Consider the following 18,244-nt stretch of genomic DNA (forward strand, 5'->3'; position numbering starts at 1 on the left):
GGCGTCGTTTCTTCCGTGTTTATTTGCGAACCTCCTGTCGCTGGGAAGCGCGAGTCAGCCAGGATTTCAGGAATCGCGCGCTCTGGATTGTCGATTGTGAAGGGATGTATTCGAAGCCGATGGCGCCCGCGAAACCAACGTCTGTCAACGCCTGCAATATTGCGTCGAAGTCGATATTGCCGGTTCCTGGCTCATGGCGACCAGGAAAATCGGCAATGTGCATGTGACCGATGCGATTTCCATTTGTCGCGATCCAGATCGGAAGATCGACATTGGTGACAGCGGCATGGAACGTGTCGACAAGGAGAGCAATGTTTCCGGGTCCAAAGCTGTCCTGTACGCTTGCAGCCTTGTCGAGGGTGGAGATTGCGTAGCCCGGTACAGCAGCGCTACTGATCGCCTCGATCAAGACCTTGATGCCTGTGTTCGCAGTCCTCTCCACGGCGTATCGGATGTTTTCCAAGTAGACGTCATGTGCACGGGCTGGGTCCGCATCGCCGGGCACGCCCGCCATCGGATGCACGTAAGGTGCGCCGACGATCGAGGCATAATCTACAGCCTTGTCGAAGCTGGCTCGGAAGTCCGCTTCGCGTCCGGGGAGTGAGGCCAGGCCCTTTTCACCCTTGCGGGCATCGCCGGCCCCTCCGGCCAATTGCGCAAACGCCAGCCCGAGTTCATCAACGATCTTTCGCATCTCAGTTGCATCGATGGCGAACGGTTGGGGGTGCTCCACGGCGGTAAATCCGGTTTCGGCTGCCGTCTTCATGCGCTCTGCGAGCGGAAGCTCATTGAAGAGATAGCCGATGTGCGCGGAGAGTAGAGGCGTCCTGTCCAGAACTGCCTCGCCCGCTACGATGGCCGTACTCATCAATATCCCCCGAACACTATCTTCAACTCGGATACATTCTCCTCAGTCAGCATGCGGGCAGGCATGCCGCGGAGCAACACAAGGAGCTTTGCTGTTTCTTCCAATTCCTCGGCAGCGTACACGGCCGACGCTATGTCCTTGCCAGTCACGACGGGACCGTGATTGGCCAGAAGGACGGCCGCATATTTTCCTTCCAGCGAGCGAATGAGATCTCCCGCTTTTTCGTCGCCGGGCCTGACGTATGGGACTAGCTTGACCTGACCGACACGCATGACGACGTAGGGCGTCAGTGGGGGAATGCAGTCCCCCGGATTGGTGTCGTTGAGGCAAGACAATGCGGTCGCGTATGTTGAATGAAGGTGAACAACCGCACCTGTTTGCGGGCGCGTTTCGTAAAAGGCGTTATGGAGAAAGATTTCTTTTGAAGGCTTGTCGCCCGACAGATGCCTTCCGTCCCGGCTCACCTTGCTGATCTTCGCCGGATCAAGGAAACCGAGGCACGAGTTCGTCGGAGTCATGAGTATCACATCGTCGATGGCAGCGCTGATGTTGCCTGCGGAACCGACTGAGAAGCCACGTTCGAAGAGTGAACGCGAATACCGTGCGATATCTTCGCGGATCTTGCTTTCTGTGCTCACTTTGCGTTCAACCTTTCCAATGCTTTGAGGAAGAAGTCCGGAGAGCCGAAGTTGCCGGACTTCAAGGCGAGGGCAATTGGTTGTTCGCCTTGCGACAAAAGGACAGGCACTCCGGGGTCGATTTCCTGCCCAATGGTGAGCGCACCGAGATCGAGTGCCGATACAACTGCGCCCGACGTCTCGCCGCCCGCGACGACCAACCGCTTCACCCCTGTCGCGACGAGCTTGCGCGCGGTGTCAGCAAAGAATGCGTCCAGCTTCGCGGCAACTTCTTCGCGACCGTACCTTGCCTGCATGGCATGCACCTCTTCAGGCGTGCCCGATGAGTAAGCGAGAGGTGCACGGCCATGATTGACTTTCATGAACTCGACGATCTGATCCGATGTGGTTTCACCCCGCATCACTAGGTCGACATCGATTGCCAGAGTGGGGTGATTGGCCTTGTGCATGTCAATCTGCCCGCGGGTTGCGCCCGAGCAGCTGCCTGCCAAAATTGCCTCCGGCCCTTTGGCTCCAACCGTGCGGCCCGCGCTTCCAGTGGCCAAGCCGCGTCGAATGAAGTTTTCGGCAAGTCCTATGGCAATTCCGGAACCACCGGTCACGAACTTGTGGCCGGCAACGGCCGCCCCAATTGTTACGAGTTCCTCGTCAGATGTTGCGTCGACAATAACAAGAGTGTCTTCCTTCGAAGCCAGAGCGGCGGCGACTGCCTTGACGCCCTTTAGAACTGTATCGTGTGAGACGAGGCCGACCGAGCGCCGTGTCTGATATCCTAGCCATCTGCGGATATCCGGATCGGTCATCGGTGTTAGAGGGTGGTTCTGCATGCCGGATTCGTTGAGAAGCCGATCATGTACGAAAAGATGGCCCATGTAGACGGTACGGCCTGCCCCTGGAAAAGCCGGACACGCGACTGCAACTCTCACGCCGAGCGCTACCGCAAGCGCCTCCGCGACCGGGCCTATATTCCCTTCACGAGTTGAATCGAAGGTCGAGCAGTATTTGAACACGATCTGCTGGCACCCTTGTGCGAGCAGCCATTTCAAAGCTTCCAAAGACTGAGCAACCGCATCCTCGACGGGAATCGTACGGCTTTTCAACGCAACAACGCCCGCTTCGACGTCCGACGACGCGCCAGAGACTGGTACGCCAAGAAACTGTGCAGTCTTAAGGCCACCGCGGAGCGGCAGCCCCTTGGCAATCGTATTTGCGATGTCGCTTGCGCCGGTAAAATCGTCGGCGATTACACCAAGAAGCATTGCATCGTCCTTCTTTGTCCTCGAACCCGAGGCCCTGGCACGGCCGAGGATGTTCCCGAATGCATGGTCCAGCGCCGGCTTCGCGGCTTCGACCGACGGCTTGGGATAACTAGGATCCAATTAGCCCGCGCAACTTTGCTACGGCTTGTTCTGGACTGCTTAAGACTGGAATTGTCGTCGCGGCCTGCACGTCGGAAAGCGCGCGCGCCATCGAGAACTGGGCGAGTGTCACAGCTTCAAATCCGGAAAGGCACGTGGCTGCTTCTGCGATAAGCCGATTGTGCGTTGCCACGTCTCCGACCCTGACAGCATCGATTGCGCCGGGAACGAAGAAGCTGATAATTTCGGCAGCTGCCCCCAGCTTCCTGGCTTCTTCCCGAAATTCTTGCTCCATGCTCTCTTTCGCGGGGGCGAACGTGTAGAGCATGGCAGTCTTGCCACCTCGTGCGATCGCGGCCTCGAACATTGCCTCATTCGGCTTGAGGACCGGAACCTCTACCTTGGACGCCGCATACTCGATGGCGGGGCCGAATGCCGAACACGTAAAAAGCACTGCGGTACTGCCGGTTGACACGCCATACTCTGTCAGGCTCACAATGCGTTCGATGAGTTGATTGGAAATTTCAGCCGCTTTTGCACGATCAAGGGCGAGGCTTTCATCCAAAATATTGATGGGTTCTGCTTCGGGCCAAGTCGCGCGAAAGGCATCTAGAATTGGCTCTATAGCAACTGGCGTTGCGTGGATCAGTGCGATTCTGAATAACTTTGACATTGTCGTACTTTCGATACTGGGTAGCGGCTGGCTGGACACGGTTGGAAGCTTAGGCGCCTGTTTTCACAGCGCATTTTATGGCATGCGCTCTCTACCAGTGGACAGGCAAAGCTTCCGCGGGCGCTTAGAGCCAATCTGAAATCTTCTTTCCTCCTTTGATCCCCGTGCTTGAAGGTGGCTCTTATCCAGAGCGCGACAATTCGGGATATTTCCGATTGACGTGATCGCATACTGCAGCGTATACGGTCAAGTATAAAGCGAGGAGGAGCCACGCGAAATGAGAATTGCAGTTTTGCCAGGTGATGACATTGGTCCGGAGATCACGGAAGCATCGCTAACCGTGCTCAACGAAGCAGACAAGCGCTTCGGGTTGGGCCTTCAGTTTGACGTGCACGAAGTAGGGATGGCTTCTCACCGCCGATCCGGCACGACCCTGCCCGATGCCGCGCTCAAGGCGACTGTAGACGCCGACGGCGTGCTTCTCGGACCTGGCGGCATGACCGAATACCCGCCCGTCTCCGAAGGCGGGATCAACATTCCGGGCACGATCCGCAAGAGGTTGGACCTGTATGCAAACCTTCGCCCGGCACGCTCGAGGCCGGGTCTGGAGCGGGCACTGCCAGGTCTCGATTGCATGGTCGCCAGAGAGAACACCGAGGGCTTTTACGCTGACCGCAATATGTTCCTAGGCAGCGGCGAGTTCATGCCTACGCCGGACATCGCCTTGGCGGTTCGCAAGATCACGCGACAGGCATCACGACGCATTGCCGAGAAGGCGTTCGCCTTGGCGCAGGGTCGCCGGAAGCATGTCACGGTTGTTGGCAAGCGCCACGTCCTGCAGGTCAGCGATGGGCTTTTTGTGGAAGAGGCAGAAGCCGTTGCGTGCAACTATCCTGGCGTCGCGGTTCGCGAAGTCGATATCGACGCGATGGTGGCCGACATCTACACCAATCCAAGCCGTTTCGACGTCATCCTCATCACCAACATGTTCGGCGACATCCTGTCCAACCTCGCGGTCGCGTTATCTGGCGGTCTGGGCCTTGCCGCGGCACTGAACGTTGGTGATACGCGCGCCGCCGCGAACGCAGGGCACGGTTCGGCTCCCGACATCGCCGGAAGAGGCATTGCAAATCCAAGCGGCTTCATCCTTTCCGCCGCCATGCTTCTTGACTGGTGGGGTGCGCGTCAGGGGGGCAAGAAATTCCAGCATGCGGCAAAGGCAATCGAACAGTCGCTCGATAGCCTTCTGACATCGGGCCAGCGGACGGGTGATCTTGGTGGCCAGTTCCGAACACAGGGCTTTGCGAAAGCAATCGCCGAAAATCTCCGCGAACCGATCAAAGCAGCCAGTTAGCTGCACTCTGACGGCGAGGATTCGCTGCCAGGGCATGAACAAAGTAAAAATCACTGAAGCGTCATGGGAGGATACCAGATGCACGCACTGAAGGCAGTCGCTTACGCAGCAACATTCCAGTCGATCGTCATGACGGCCATACCCGCAAATGCGCAGCAGGTGCCTGAAGGCTACCCGGCTGAGTATTCAGACGTCGTGGCGGCCGCTATGAAGGAAGGGCAGGTCAGCGTTTATTCTCCGACAGACTCGGAGCAAGCAGAAGGCCTAATCAAGGGCTTCGAAAAGGCTTTTCCGGGCATTGCTGTGACATTGAACGACGTTGCCAGCGGGGCTGTTTACAACCGCGTGGTGAGCGAAGCCGCGGCCGGACAGGTGGGCTCTGACGTCGTGTGGTCCAACGGGCTCGATCTCCAGTTGGAACTCGTGGAAGAAGGCTATGCCGAGCGCTACAGATCGGCCGAGGCAGCAAACATTCCAGCCTGGGCTCAGTACAAGGATGCTGCCTATGCGACGACCGTCGAACCGATCATCTTCATGTACAACAACAAGATATTCAAGGAAGCGCCCCCCAAGAACCACAAGGATCTGGCCGACCTTCTCGACAGTAAGTCGACGGAACTGCAGGCCAAGGTGGCCACGTTCGATCCTGAAAAATCCGCGTCGGCCTATACCGTCATGGAAAACGATGTCATCAACGACAACGGCTTTTGGCCGTTGATCGAAACCTTCGGCAAGGCCAAAGGCAAAGTTTACTCCAGTTCGGGCCAACTGCGCGAAAAGGTGCTGTCTGGCGAACATCCCTTTGCGTTCAACGTCAACGGCGCTTACGCCAAGGGCTGGGCCAAATCGAATCCGACCTTGACCGTCTTGTATCCCGAAGACTACACGATCGCTGCCTCGCGCGCGGCCTTTATCAGCAAGAACGCCCCGCACCCAAACGCTGCAAAGCTCTTTCTCGACTACATGCTGTCGAAGGCAGGCCAAAAGGCCGTTGCAGAAGCCGGTCTTCCATCGGTTCGCAGCGACGTTTCCGCCGATAATTTCGACTCCGTGAACAAGGAAGCAGGCGGCAAGCTCGTGCCAATCAAGCTGGACGCTGCTCTGCTCGAAGGTCTGCAAGCGACCAAGCGCGGGGAGTTCTTTCGCAACTGGAAGAAAGCGCTCAATCAGTAAGGCCAAGGAGCCCGTAGAAATGGCTAGAACAAATGCCGATGCTACGGGGTTCCGACTAAGCGTCTTGGCCGCCCTCGGAATTCTCGTATTGTCTCCCGTGCTTCTGATCGTTTATCAGAGCTTCTTGACCGGGCCCTTCTTTTCGCCGATGAGCGAACTAGGCCTCGACGCCTACGTTTATATCTTCAGCGATCCAGATTTTTATCGTGCCTTGGCGACAACCGCTGTCTTTGCGCTCGGAACCATCACGGTTTGCGTGCCCTTGGGGGCGGTGCTTGCATTCCTCGTCACACGCACCGATCTCGCCGGTCGGCGTTGGCTCGAGGGCATCGTCCTCGTGCCTATGTTCCTCTCGGCGATCGTTCTGGGCTTTGGCTACACGGTCGCCGTCGGACCCGCCGGCATCGTGAGCCTCGCCTTCGAACGGGTCTTCGGCTTCGTACCCTGGAACATCTACGGCCTCTATAGCCTGATCCTGATCTCAGGTCTGACGCACGTGCCGTACGTTTACCTCTATTCATCGGCTGCCATGCGCAATCTTCCAGGTGACCTGGAGGAAGCAGCTCGGACATCGGGCGCTGGCGTGTGGACGGTTGCACGGTACGTGACATGGCCACTCATCATGCCGGCGCTCATCTTCAGTGTCGGTCTCAATGTCATGCTGGCGTTCGAAGCGTTCGGCCTGCCGCTTGTGCTTGGCGATCCGGCTGGAGTTCTTGTTCTCACCACCTACATCTACAAGCTGACGACCATCCTCGGCATTCCGTCCTATCAGCTCATGGCGGTCGTCGCGGTCGTCCTTCTTGCCATCATTTTCCCCTTGGTCTTCATTCAGCGCAAGCTTCTCAGCCGCGCCCGCCGCTTCGCGGCGATTGGCGGCAAGGGCGCTCGCGTCACGCGAATTCGCTTGGGAAAAACCGGCCAGGTCGTTGCGTGGATTGGCATCGCCACGTGGCTTTTCATTGCCATCGTGCTTCCAATCGGCGGGATCGCGGTCAGAGCGTTCGTCGACTCTTGGGGATCAGGCGTAAACCTTCTCGACCACCTCACGCTGAACAACTTCGAGCAGCTCTTTCATATCGACGCTCTGCAAAGAGGCATAGTCAACACGGTGCTCCTGGCGGTCATAGGCGGAGCGCTTGCGGTCGGCGCCTATCTGATAATCGCTTTGGCAGGTCATCGTTGGAGTGGTGCCGGTCATACGGCGCTGGACTACATGGTGCTCATGCCCAGGGCGCTGCCCGGTCTCATCATCGGTCTGGCTTTCTTCTGGATATTCCTCTTCGTGCCGTTCCTTCAACCATTGCGGCTGACTCTCATCAGCCTCCTCGTGGCGTACATCATCGTCGGGCTGTCTTACGGGCTGCGGTTGATACAGGCCACACTTCTTCAGGTCGCGCCCGAGCTGGAGGAGAGTGCGCGTTCAGCGGGCGCCACCATCGGCCAGACCTGGTCGCGGATCGTGATTCCGATTATCCGACCCGGTCTGCTCGGCGCCTGGACGATGATCATGATCATTTTCCTGAGGGAGTACGCCACCGGCGTCTACCTCATGACCAATGGCACCGAGGTGATCGGCTCGCTAATCGTTTCGCTAATGGCCAGTGGATCACTCGACACGATCGCCGCGCTGGCACTTATCAGCGTCGTCATGACGACGGGCGGTCTTGTACTGGCAAATCGCCTCGGAGGAAAAATTCATGAGTGATCTGATTGTTGATGACATTCACATGCATCTGGGGGCATTGCACGTGCTCCAGGGCACTTCATTTACGGCGAACAGAGGCGAAGTCGTCGCACTCCTCGGAGCTTCCGGCAGCGGCAAGACGACCTTGCTGCGTACCATTGCCGGCCTCGAAATCCCGAGCAAGGGTCGCATTGAGATCGGCGGCAATCCGGTGTTCGACTCTACGACGAACACGCTTCTCCCGCCGGAAAGGCGTGACATCGGTCTGGTCTTTCAATCCTATGCGCTCTGGCCTCATAGGACGGTTGCCGAGAATGTCGCTTTCGGCCTGACGATCCGCGGGAAAGATAAGACCGAGATCGGCAAGCGTGTTCAGGAAATGCTCGAAAAGCTGGGGCTTGGCCACCTCGGCGAGCGCTTTCCTTTCCAGCTTTCCGGCGGCCAGCAACAGCGTGTCGCGATCTGTCGGGCACTGGTCTATCAGCCGAAGGTCATCTTGCTTGATGAACCATTGTCGAACCTCGATGCGAAGCTCCGCGAAGAGGCGCGTTACTGGATCAGAAAGCTCATTCTCGAGCTGGAACTCTGCGCGGTGATGGTTACGCACGACCAGCACGAGGCGCTCGCCATGGCTGACAACATATTGCTGCTCAAGAATGGGACTATCGTGCAAAGTGGGTCGCCGTTGGAAATCTACAGCAATCCGACCAACCGCTACACGGCCGAATTCCTTGGCAACAACAACAGCATTGACGGCAACTTGAGCATCAAGGACGGCAAGCCAGTTGTAAGCGGACCGTCATGGTCGATCACCGGCGTCATGCCGGAAGGACCGTCGGCCGCCGATGGCAACGCGGCATCGGCAATTGTGCGTGTCGAGCGAACTGCAATTCACGATGGACCCGGTCCGAATCGCATTGCCGTCAACCTGGACGCCAGCATGTATCTGGGCGATCACTGGGAATATCGCCTCAGTGGTCCCGGCGTTTCGCTGAAGGCGCTGGGAAGTGTTCGCCGCGAGCCCGGTAACGTCTGGTGCGAGCTTCCATCAGACAGCGTCTGGATATTCTCGCGGGCATTGTAAACGTCCGGTATCCGCGGGTCGGTGAGATCCGTACGCCTCCTGGTACATTCCTATAGGCCTCCCAAGCCTGACTCTCGGCCATCCGAATCCCCTCGTGGGAGATGGATGGCCGACGTTCTTCTCGGCTTTGGACGAGCGCTGGTGGCTAAGGCCGGATCATGCGGACATGGCAATGCTTGCTCAGGACTCGAATTCGGCGGCCAATGCGCCTTCAGGCCCTTACATCATGCTGGTTTCGAGGCGCTCCACGATCTCATCAATTTCCTTGGCGCTACGACGGCGCTGTTGTTTATGTATGGATCGCGCCAACTGAAGATCTCCTTTGAGAAGGGCGTCGACCAAGGCCCCGTGAGCTTCCGTCGAAGGCACCGGAGTTGGCCTAAACGTGCGGGTTATGGTCCGTACGCGCCACATCTGTTCGAGGAACTGGTTAGCGCATTTGATAAGGACTTCGTTGCCACTCAGTCTCAGCAATGCGCCATGGAATTCCGCGTCTGCTTCTGACCACAGCTTCAAATCGTCCATCTCGTTCGCCTTGCGCATCTTGGCGACCGAGACCACGAGGGATTGAAGCAGCTCCTGGGAACAGCGCTCGTGGATCAAGTCGATCGCGAGCAATTCGAGGCCGGCAAGAACCTCTTGGATGTCCCACAGTTCCTTCCGCGAAATCAGGGGCACGCGGAAACCCTGGCGCGGCAGCACCTCCAGCAATTTTTCTTCAGAAAGACGCTGCAACGCAACTCTGATCGGCGTACGACTCATCCCCAGACGTTTCTCGACCTCACCGATGGAGATTGACACGCCCGGCCGATAGCTACCTGCGAGGATGTCACGCTTGAGTGATGCATATGCGACGTCGTAGTTCGTTTGATTTTCAGAAGCCACTGGCGCTCCAGATTATGACGGGAATTATACGTTATTGTATACCTAGTAGGGCCGCAAATGTCCATCTCTCCTTCTTACGTTGAAAGCGGAAGTCGGTGTGCCCAATCCCGACGAAGCCAAACGGATGATTCAATGGGTGGGACGTGATCCAGCCTGATTGAACAATGCCGAGTGGATGATCGTGCACCAGGATCATTGTGCTGCTTAGATTCGAGACGAATTTTCCATTCAGATGGCCACCATCAGCGAATGTCGGGTATCGGTGGTTGGCGCCTCTCTGCAACCAACATACCTTGTAGTCGCACGGCCCTGGCTCGTTGGTTTCGACGGACTGATTGTTTTTGTTGAAAAGGTGACGTCCCTCCGGGCCTACCAAATCGCATCCCTGCGATACTGATCTGACCTGTCAAATCGCCACGATTAGCGAATGTCGGTATCGGTGGCTGCATGTCCCCACATCAACGATGTGACATCGTGCGAATCCAAAATCAGGCTGCCGATTACCGCCAACATTCGTGCAAAAAACGCCGTACTAATTGCCGTACTAATTGGCAAAAAAGTACGGCGTCGATCCGTTAAGTGTTTGAAAACGTTGGTGATCCCGACAGGAATCGAACCTGTGACCTACAGATTAGGAATCTGCCGCTCTATCCTACTGAGCTACGGGACCACGCGGCCAGACACATAGCCGCTTCGGATCGTTTCGCCAAGAGGCCGGCCGAAGGCAATTCGGCCGACTTTGCGCTGCCGTCGTCAGGCGGCCAGCGCGGTTTCCGCCAGTTTCACCCAGTAGCTCATGCCGTGCGGGATGACCTCGTCGTTGAAGTCGTAGGCCGGGTTGTGGAGACCGGCGGTGTCGCCATTGCCGATGAAGATGAAGGCGCCGGGGCGGGCTTCGAGCATGTAGGAGAAATCCTCGCCGCCCATCACGGGCTGGATGCCGCGGTGGACATGGGCGTCGCCGGCGACACTCATCGCGACATCACCGGCAAACACCGTCTCTTCCGCGTGGTTGAAGGTCACGGGGTAATTTGCCTGGTAGTCGACCTCGATCTTTGCCCCGAACGCGGTCGCCAGCCCGTCGCAGATGCTGCGGATGCGCTCTTCGGACTTCTTCGCGATCTCCTTGCGCAAGGTGCGCACGGTGCCGGCTATTTCAGCGGTTTCGGGGATGATGTTGTAGGCGTCACCGGCGTGGAACTTGGTCACCGACACGACCACGGCCTCGACCGGATCGGTGCTGCGCGAGGCGATCGTCTGCAAGGCGCCGACCAGTTGGCTGGTGATGACGATCGGGTCGATCGTGCCGTGCGGCATCGCCGCGTGGCCGCCCTTGCCGCGCACGGTGATGGTGAACTCGGCGGTCGCCGCCATGATCGGACCCGGGCGAATGGCGAACTGCCCGACAGGCAGGCCCGGCATGTTGTGCATGCCGAACACCCTGGAGATGTCGAAACGCTCCATCATGCCGTCCTTGACCATCTCGTTGCCGCCGCCGCCGCCCTCTTCGGCCGGCTGGAAGATCACCGCCACGGAGCCGGTGAAGTTGCGCGTCTCGGCGAGATATTTGGCCGCGCCAAGAAGCATCGCCGTGTGGCCGTCATGGCCGCAGGCATGCATCTTGCCGGGGATGGTCGAGGCGTAGGGCTTGCCCGATATCTCGTTGAGCGGCAGCGCGTCCATGTCGGCGCGCAGGCCGATGGTCGGGCCTTCGCCCTGGCGGCCGCGGATGACGCCGACGACGCCGGTCTTGCCGAGCCCGGTGACCACATCGTCACAGCCGAAAGCCTTCAGCTTCTCGGTGACGAAGGCGGCGGTCTTGAAGACGTCGAAGTTCAGTTCTGGCGTCTGGTGCAGATGCTGGCGCCAGCCGGCAACTTCGTCCTGCATTTCGGCGGCACGGTTCAGGATTGGCATGATGGTTCCATCTCGCTGTTGGGACAGCGGCGTTGGCCGCTGCCTTGCAATTGTGATCGCCAGGCACTTTGCCATCTTGGCGTCACATAGAGTAAATAGCACCGCAACAATGGGTCCGGTTTTTGAGGGGTCGGACCATATGCTGGCGATCGCGTAACGAAATCTTACGGAGCCAGGGGCGACTACGGCAAGAGGCGATTTCGGATTTGATCATGCGGTACAGGCATTTCCTCAAACTATTCTCGGCTGGCACAATCGCGCTGTCGGTCCTGGCCGGGCCGGCGCTGGCCAATCCGGTGGTCGTGTTCGACCTCGGCAGCGGCAAGATCCTGCAACATCAGGACGCGTTCAAGCGCTGGTATCCGGCGTCGCTGAGCAAGCTGATGACCGCTTATGTCACCTTTCGGGCGATCGCCGCCGGCGAGGTTCAGCTTGATTCGCCGATCAAGGTGACCAAGCACTCCGCTTCCGAGCCGCCAAGCAAGATGGGCTTCAAGCCGGGCTCGGTGATGCGGCTCGACAACGCACTGAAGATGATGCTGGTCAAATCGGCCAACGACATCGCCATGGCGGTGGGCGAAAATGTCGGCGGTTCGCAGGCGGCCTTTGCCGACCGGATGAACGCCGAGGCGACCCGGCTCGGCATGAACGGCACGCATTTCGTCAATCCGAATGGGCTTTTTTCGCCGGATCAGTACACGACGGCGCGCGACCTCGCCGTGCTGGTGATGGCGATCCGCCGCGAATTTCCGCAATATGCGCCGTGGTTCTCGATCGAGGGTCTTGCCGTCGGCAAGAAGGCGATCCCCAACTACAATCTCTTGATCGGCCGCTATCCCGGCGCCGATGGCATGAAGACCGGCTTTGTCTGCCCTTCCGGCTTCAACATGATCGGTTCGGCGACCCGCAACGGGCGCACGCTGGTCGCGGTGGTGCTTGGCGAGAAATCGGCCGTCACACGTGCCGAGACCGCCGCGAGATTGCTCGATCAAGGTTTTGACGCGCCGGCCGCCGGCTCGGCCACCGTCACCACGCTGGCGCCCTATGGCGACACTGTCTCGCCCAACGACATGCAGGACGAGGTCTGCAAGAAGAAGGCGCCTGCGGAGCAGTCCGAGGCGCCGCCGGTTGCCGCCAAGAACGTGCCGAAATCGCCCTATCAGGAAAAGCTCGACCATGTGCCGACGCTGATTGCCGTCGGCCTTGGCGGCGCCACCGGTCCGGCGCCGAAGGCCATCCTCGACCAGGGCGGCCAGGAATATGCCGATGTGCCGATCCCGAGCTGGCGGCCCGACAGGCCGGCACCGGCCGGCACCGGTCCGAAGATTGCCGGCTCCGCCGCACAGGGCGACCAGCCGGCCAAGGTCGCGAACTAGCCAATGGCGAGCGGCTTCCCGATCCCCGTCTCGGTGCTGACCGGTTTCCTCGGCGCCGGCAAGACGACGCTGCTCAACCGGCTGCTCAAGGATCCGGCGCTGGCCGATACGGCGGTGATCATCAACGAGTTCGGCGAGGTGGCGATCGACCATCTGCTGGTCGAGCAGTCTTCCGACGGCATCATCCAGCTGTCGGACGGCTGCCTGTGCTGCACGGTGCGCGGCGAACTGGTCGACACGCTGGCCGATCTGGTCGACCGGCTGCAGACCGGCCGCATCGCCCGTCTGGCCCGCGTCATCGTCGAAACCACCGGCCTTGCCGACCCGGCGCCGGTGCTGCAGTCGATCATGGCGCATCCGGCGCTGATCCAGGCCTTCCGGCTCGACGGCGTCATCACTCTGGTCGATGCCGTCAACGGCAACGCCACGCTCGACGCCCATGTCGAGGCGGTGAAGCAGGCTGCCGTCGCCGATCGCATCGTGCTCAGCAAAGCCGATCTGGTCGCCGATCCCAATGAGTTGGAAATGCTTCGGGCGCGCCTGCGGCAGATCAATCCGGGCGCCGAACTGCTCGATGCCGGCGACACGGAGACAGGCGTGGCGGCGCTGTTCGACTGCGGCCTTTACAACCCGGCAACCAAATCCGCCGATGTGCGGCGCTGGCTGGGCGAGGAAGCGGCGCGCGATCACGACCACCACCATCATGATGGGCATGATCATGCACATGGCCATGACTACGGTCATCGCCACGATCAGCGCGTGCGTTCCTATTCGCTGGTGCATGACGGCCCGGTGCCGTTTTCGGCGATCGAGATGTTCCTCGACCTGCTGCGCTCGACCCATGGCGAGCGCCTGCTGCGCATGAAAGGCGTTATCGAGTTGCAGGAGGACCCGTTGCGACCGCTGGTGATCCATGGCGTGCAGAAGATTCTGCATCCGCCGGTGCAATTGCCGTCCTGGCCGGATGGCCAACGCGGCACGCGGCTGGTGCTGATCACGCTCGATATGCCCGAAGATTATATTCGCAGGCTGTTCGCCGCCTTCACCAACCGGCCGTCGATCGACACGCCCGACCGCGCCGCGCTGGAAAACAACCCGCTGGCGATTGCCGGGCGTTGAACTCTACGATTGCTGTTCGCCGCGCTCGATCAGAAAGCGATGGCCGCCGGAGACCGCCGCCGTTTCAATCAACTGGTGGCCGCTCTCCGAACAGAATGCCGGAATGTCGATGACGGCGAGCGGGTCCGTGGTTTCGAGCCACAGCCGGCTGCCCGGTTGCATCCCGGCCAAGCGCTTCTTGGCCTTGAGCACGGGCAAGGGGCAGTTCAGCCCCTTGAGGTCATAAATAGCGGCGCGATCATCCACGGGCGAAATCAACCGCCGAACATGCCGAGCAGCTTGTTCTTCAGCTTCGTCACGCGGCTCTCGTCGGCACTCGCCGCTTGCGTCTCAGCCATCGGTGCCGCTTCCGAAGGGGCCGCGATGGTCGCGGTGGCGACAGGGGCTTCCTTGGCGGCCTTTTCGGCCTCCTTTTCGGCCAGAGCCTGAGCCTTGGCGGCTTCCTTGGCTTGCTTGGCCGCCTCTATGGCGGCCAGCCTCTGCTCCTCGGCCTTCTGCTTGGCCGCCTTTTCGGCGTCGAGGGCCGCCATCTTGCGGCCAGCGGGCGAATCGATGCGGCCCATGCGTGCCGTCTCGGTGACCGAGCCGTCATTGTTGAGCGACGGCGGATCGATCGGCACGCGTTCGCCGCGTGCGCGGCGCTTGGACCAGTCGGAGACGATGCTGGCTTCCTTGATACCGGCGATGGTCGGCTTGGGCGCCGGCACGCTGGCCTTGACCGCGCCGCTGAATGCCGCGTCGTAGGTGCTCATGTAGGAATTGTAGGCGCTCTTCAGCGAATCAGGCTGCGTCGTCGCCGGGCAAGCGCCGGTCGGGTCGAATGTCTGACCGTCGGCGGCAACCTGGTTGAAGACATAACGCTTCTCGCAGACATCGACCTTCGGCGGCACCTTGGTGATCTCGAAATTGTCGTAGCCGACCTTCAGCATCTTCCAGAAGTCGTAATTGGGGTCGTTGCGGTAGCGCGCCATGTTGGCGGCAGTCATGCGGAACGGAAACGCCTGGATCTGGAACTCGGTCTGGCCGCCCTGGAAAGCATCGCGGCCGAAGGCATAGATCTGCTCGATCTGCGCATCGGTCATCGAATAGCAGCCCGACGACGAACAGGCGCCGTGCACCATCAAATTGGAGCCGGTACGGCCATTGGCGCGGTCATAGGCGTTGGGATAGCCGATGTTGAAGGACAAATGGTAGTTCGAGCGCGGATTCATCTGCGCCGGGCGCACCGTGTAGAAGCCTTCCGGCGCCTGGCGGTCGCCTTCTGTGTATTTCGGCCCGAGCTTGCCCGACCATTTGCAGATGTCGTAGCTGGCGACCATGTCGTAGCGGCCGTTGGTCTTGGCCTTCCAGATCTCGAGCTTGCCTTCTTCCTTGAAGATACGAGCCATCACCGACGAGGTGCGGACCATGCCCTTGGCTCTCATGTCGGCGAGGATCTTGTCGGGCAGCGGCTTGTTGGCCTCCGGCGCGAAATCCTTCATCGACGAATTGTTGCAGCCGGCAACGCCGAGGGCGGCGATCAGGATTCCGGTGCGGGCAAGCTTGATAAACATGGCTGCGGATATCGTCTTTTCTCTGGCGCCAGGACGTTTCCTGCCCCGGCTGCTGCACTGCGCATCGACGGACCCTAAGCCCGTTAACCCTAACAAATTCCTTACCGCAAGTGCCGACGCATCCCCCTGCGGCAGTCTCATTGAGCCGAATGCAGCGGCATTTTTGTGGCAAAAATGCTCCGCTCCGCCACATTGTGGCCGCCAAGGCTGCATGCGGTCAGAGACTGCGGCCCATGGCCAGGTATTTTTCGCGGCGCTGCTCGCGGAAATCGGTGTTGGCGCCGGCAAAGTCCTTCATCGTCCTGGCGATGAGGTCTCCGGTCGCGCCGATCACGGTTTCGGCGCCGCGATGCGCGCCGCCGAGCGGCTCGGGGATAATGGCGTCGATGATCTTCAGCTCCAGAAGGTCCTGCGCGGTGATCTTCATGTTGGTTGCCGCATCCTTCGATCGCGTCGTGTCGCGCCACAGGATAGAGGCGGCGCCTTCCGGCGAAATCACCGAATAGATGGCGTGTTCGAGCATGTAGACGCGGTTGGCGGTGGCGATGGCAATGGCTCCGCCCGAACCACCTTCGCCGATAACCACCGAGATCGACGGTACTTTCAGGCCGAGGCAGGTCGAGGTTGAACGGGCGATAGCCTCCGCCTGGCCGCGCTCTTCAGCGTTGACACCGGGATAGGCGCCAGCCGTGTCGACCAGCGTCAGCAGCGGGATCTTGAAGCGGTCGGCCAGTTCCATCAGCCGTACCGCCTTGCGGTAGCCCTCCGGGCGAACCGATCCGAAATTGTGCTTCAGGCGGCTGGCTGTGTCGGAACCTTTTTCCTGGCCGATGATGGCAATGGGTTCGCCGCGGAAACGGGCGAAACCGCCGACGATCGCCTGGTCCTCACCGAAATTGCGGTCGCCGGCCAGCGGCGTGAAATCGGTGAACAGGCCCTTGATATAGTCGACGCAATGCGGCCTGTCGGGATGGCGCGCCACCTGCACCTTCTGCCACGGCGTCAGCGCCTTGTAGGCGTCGCGCAGCGCGTCGCGGGAGCGCTTCTCGAGACGGCTGATCTCGTCGCCGACATCGACCGCCTCGCCGTTCTCGGCAAGCTTCTTCAGCTCGAGGATCTTGCCCTCGAGGTCCTGCACCGGCTTTTCGAAATCGAGGTAGTTGTACATGCGTGAGCGGACCGATACGTCGGAAGGCAATGGCTGACGGAACCCTTGAATCCAAGGCTCCGGGCGGTGAAATGTCGTCCTCACATAGCGATATGAGGCCTAGTCGGCAAGCGGATGATGATCGTTGACCAGCCGCACCAGCCGCTCTTCCAGCACATGGGTGTAAATCTGTGTCGTCGATATGTCGGCATGGCCAAGCAATTGCTGCACGACCCTGAGATCGGCGCCGTTCTGCAGGAGATGGCTGGCGAAAGCATGGCGCAGTACATGCGGCGAGATCTTCGCCGAGGCGATGCCGGCCCTTGCCGCCAGCCCCTTCAGGTCACGCGCGAAGACCTGGCGCGAGAGATAGCCGCTGTCGGAGGCGGCCGGAAACAGGAACGGACTGTCGGCAAAGGCGGGCACCCTGGCGCGGGCGGCAAGCCAGGTCTTCATCGCCGTGCGCGCCTTGGCGGAGAGCGGCACCATGCGCTCCTTGTCGCCCTTGCCGCGCACCATGAAGAAACGGTCGTCGCGCTGCGCCACCGTCACCGGCAGGCCGACCAGCTCCGAAACGCGCAGGCCGGTGGCGTAAAGCACCTCGACCAGCGCATGCAGGCGCAGTGACGCCAGACTGTCCCCATCGCCCGACGAGACACCGCCGGCCTCAAGCGCCGCACGGTCGATCAGCCGGCCGGTGTCGGCCTCGCTCATCGTCTTGGGCAGCGGGCGGCCCTTTCTCGGACTGTCCAGCGTGCCGGTCGGGTCATCGCCGCGCAGGCCTTCGGCGTAGAGGAATTTGAAGAACTGGCGGATCGCCGACAGTTTGCGCGCCTGCGAGGTGGCTGCAAAGCCGCGGGCGGCAATGTCGTCGAGATAGGCGCGGATATCGGCGGCGGCGGCACCGGCCAGCCCGCCATCGATCGCGCCAGAAGCGTCCTCGAGGTCGCGGCGGTAGGAGGAAAGCGTGTTTTCGGCCGCGCCCCGCTCGGCGCTCATCATTTCCAGAAAGGCTTCGATGCGGGCGGCGCTGTTCATTCAATTTTCTTCGGGTTCAGCTTTTCTTGGGGTTCAGCTTTTCCGGAGGGATGCGCACGCTCATTTCCCCCTTCTTTGGCTCGACGAACATCACCAGGGCGAACATCGTACCATAGGCAATGCCAGCCAGAATCGCTGTTACCACGACAAAGCGAAACAGTGTCGGCATCAATTTTCGCCCGTCTTCTTGTTCTGCGTTTCCAAACCCTGTCCCCTTATGGGACGCCAATCCGGCCAATTCAAGGAAGAAGCTGGGGCCTGTTAGCAACTTCTCATGCAGACCCTGCCGGTCCATATCGGGTTCAAGGCACTTGCCACGCTTGACGCAAACGGGCTTTTCATGTCGATACGCCGGCAAAGAGGGCCTTCGAACA

General features: G+C 60.0%; 17 protein-coding genes and 1 tRNA gene. 6 read left to right on the forward strand and 12 right to left on the reverse strand.

Annotated features, from left to right (window positions below):
• Window positions 1-19 precede the first annotated feature (19 nt).
• From NKH95_RS24885 to NKH95_RS24900, 4 genes are all read right to left on the reverse strand, one after another.
• Window positions 20-868 (reverse strand): hydroxypyruvate isomerase family protein, encoded by an 849-nt coding sequence (locus NKH95_RS24885; RefSeq protein WP_352560551.1) that lies wholly within the window; start codon window positions 866-868, stop codon window positions 20-22.
• Entirely contained in the window at window positions 868-1,506 is a 639-nt protein-coding gene (gene otnC / locus NKH95_RS24890) for a 3-oxo-tetronate 4-phosphate decarboxylase (protein WP_352560553.1), read from the reverse strand. Before otnC ends, NKH95_RS24885 begins: the two co-directional genes overlap by 1 nt.
• Window positions 1,503-2,765, reverse strand: a complete 1,263-nt coding sequence (otnK, locus tag NKH95_RS24895; RefSeq protein WP_352893551.1) for a 3-oxo-tetronate kinase — start codon at window positions 2,763-2,765, stop codon at window positions 1,503-1,505. Before otnK ends, otnC begins: the two co-directional genes overlap by 4 nt.
• Window positions 2,766-2,874: 109 nt before the next feature.
• Complete coding sequence (locus tag NKH95_RS24900; RefSeq protein ID WP_352893553.1) at window positions 2,875-3,537, reverse strand: arylsulfatase; 663 nt, start codon at window positions 3,535-3,537, stop codon at window positions 2,875-2,877.
• Window positions 3,538-3,814: 277 nt separating this feature from the next.
• On the opposite strand from NKH95_RS24900, the gene NKH95_RS24905 reads away from it, so the two are divergent.
• From NKH95_RS24905 to NKH95_RS24920, 4 genes are all read left to right on the forward strand, one after another.
• On the forward strand, window positions 3,815-4,891 hold the full coding sequence (locus tag NKH95_RS24905) for an isocitrate/isopropylmalate dehydrogenase family protein (protein ID WP_352893555.1): 1,077 nt from the start codon (window positions 3,815-3,817) through the stop codon (window positions 4,889-4,891).
• A 78-nt stretch (window positions 4,892-4,969) separates the two neighbouring features.
• Complete coding sequence (locus NKH95_RS24910; protein WP_352893556.1) at window positions 4,970-6,064, forward strand: ABC transporter substrate-binding protein; 1,095 nt, start codon at window positions 4,970-4,972, stop codon at window positions 6,062-6,064.
• Between the two features lie 19 nt (window positions 6,065-6,083).
• A complete protein-coding gene (locus NKH95_RS24915; protein ID WP_352893559.1) occupies window positions 6,084-7,772 on the forward strand; it encodes an ABC transporter permease in 1,689 nt (562 codons plus the stop codon).
• The gene (locus NKH95_RS24920; protein WP_352560564.1) at window positions 7,765-8,835 is read left to right on the forward strand and encodes an ABC transporter ATP-binding protein; all 1,071 of its coding nucleotides are present in this window, start codon (window positions 7,765-7,767) and stop codon (window positions 8,833-8,835) included. Before NKH95_RS24915 ends, NKH95_RS24920 begins: the two co-directional genes overlap by 8 nt.
• A gap of 219 nt (window positions 8,836-9,054) precedes the next feature.
• Here the strand turns inward: NKH95_RS24920 and NKH95_RS24925 are convergent, their stop codons facing one another.
• From NKH95_RS24925 to NKH95_RS24935, 3 genes are all read right to left on the reverse strand, one after another.
• Complete coding sequence (locus tag NKH95_RS24925) at window positions 9,055-9,720, reverse strand: GntR family transcriptional regulator (protein ID WP_352560565.1); 666 nt, start codon at window positions 9,718-9,720, stop codon at window positions 9,055-9,057.
• Between the two features lie 593 nt (window positions 9,721-10,313).
• Window positions 10,314-10,390 (reverse strand) — tRNA-Arg (locus tag NKH95_RS24930).
• Between the two features lie 83 nt (window positions 10,391-10,473).
• Entirely contained in the window at window positions 10,474-11,637 is a 1,164-nt protein-coding gene (locus NKH95_RS24935; RefSeq protein WP_352723216.1) for a M20 aminoacylase family protein, read from the reverse strand.
• A gap of 212 nt (window positions 11,638-11,849) precedes the next feature.
• Between NKH95_RS24935 and NKH95_RS24940 the strand changes: the two genes are divergently transcribed.
• Window positions 11,850-13,013, forward strand: a complete 1,164-nt coding sequence (locus NKH95_RS24940; protein WP_352893561.1) for a D-alanyl-D-alanine carboxypeptidase family protein — start codon at window positions 11,850-11,852, stop codon at window positions 13,011-13,013.
• 3 nt (window positions 13,014-13,016) lie between these two features.
• A complete protein-coding gene (locus NKH95_RS24945) occupies window positions 13,017-14,132 on the forward strand; it encodes a CobW family GTP-binding protein (RefSeq protein ID WP_352798714.1) in 1,116 nt (371 codons plus the stop codon).
• A gap of 3 nt (window positions 14,133-14,135) precedes the next feature.
• Here NKH95_RS24945 and NKH95_RS24950 read toward each other — a convergent pair whose 3' ends face one another.
• The 5 genes from NKH95_RS24950 to NKH95_RS24970 all read right to left on the reverse strand — a co-directional run bounded on the left by NKH95_RS24950 (window position 14,136) and on the right by NKH95_RS24970 (window position 18,039).
• Window positions 14,136-14,378 carry a sulfurtransferase TusA family protein gene (locus NKH95_RS24950; RefSeq protein ID WP_023811061.1) on the reverse strand — a complete coding sequence of 81 codons (243 nt, stop codon included), beginning with the start codon at window positions 14,376-14,378 and terminating at the stop codon, window positions 14,136-14,138.
• 8 nt (window positions 14,379-14,386) lie between these two features.
• A complete protein-coding gene (locus tag NKH95_RS24955) occupies window positions 14,387-15,685 on the reverse strand; it encodes a L,D-transpeptidase family protein (RefSeq protein ID WP_127295953.1) in 1,299 nt (432 codons plus the stop codon).
• A gap of 217 nt (window positions 15,686-15,902) precedes the next feature.
• On the reverse strand, window positions 15,903-16,853 hold the full coding sequence (locus NKH95_RS24960; protein ID WP_023811063.1) for an acetyl-CoA carboxylase carboxyltransferase subunit alpha: 951 nt from the start codon (window positions 16,851-16,853) through the stop codon (window positions 15,903-15,905).
• A 99-nt stretch (window positions 16,854-16,952) separates the two neighbouring features.
• Window positions 16,953-17,870: a site-specific tyrosine recombinase XerD gene (locus NKH95_RS24965; RefSeq protein WP_352723211.1), complete on the reverse strand. Its 918-nt coding sequence runs from the start codon at window positions 17,868-17,870 to the stop codon at window positions 16,953-16,955.
• 16 nt (window positions 17,871-17,886) lie between these two features.
• Window positions 17,887-18,039 (reverse strand): hypothetical protein, encoded by a 153-nt coding sequence (locus NKH95_RS24970; protein WP_013529356.1) that lies wholly within the window; start codon window positions 18,037-18,039, stop codon window positions 17,887-17,889.
• Window positions 18,040-18,244 lie beyond the last annotated feature (205 nt).

It is taken from the genome of Mesorhizobium sp. M0848, from assembly GCF_040319805.1.
Lineage (GTDB): Bacteria > Pseudomonadota > Alphaproteobacteria > Rhizobiales > Rhizobiaceae > Mesorhizobium.